This is a genomic window from Ensifer sp. ENS02 (assembly GCF_014851885.1).
Lineage (GTDB): Bacteria > Pseudomonadota > Alphaproteobacteria > Rhizobiales > Rhizobiaceae > Ensifer > Ensifer adhaerens.
Genome location: NZ_JACVAO010000083.1, coordinates 1 through 348, shown reverse-complemented (window position 1 = coordinate 348; position 348 = coordinate 1). Strand labels below are relative to the sequence as shown.

Here is a 348-nt window from a genome sequence, read left to right as displayed (position 1 = left end):
CTCGAGACGAGGCAGGACGAAGGTCGGCAAGCCGTCGGGAATGTTGCCGACGACCGTCATGCCGCGCCCTTCGAAGTCGAAGAGATATGACAACAACACCGCGACGAAGACGACGATAACAGGACCTGGAACGGGTGAGCGATAGAAGCGGGCGACCTGCAGCAGCGCAAAACACGCCAAGGCAAACACCAGAGTGGGCCAGTGGATGGAGCCGGCCTGCCTCAGAAGTTCGAGAATAGGGCTGATCAGCCCGTCCGACTCGATCTGGACGCCGGTGACGCGCTTGATCTGTCCAACCAGAATCGAGAGGGAAATTCCAGCAAAGAAGCCTGTGAGGATCGGGCGCGA

1 protein-coding gene is annotated in these 348 nt (G+C 59.8%); it reads right to left on the bottom strand.

The window, feature by feature from the left end:
• The coding region (locus IB262_RS35545) for a SulP family inorganic anion transporter (protein ID WP_192494592.1) at positions 1–348 on the bottom strand (348 nt) is incomplete at both ends.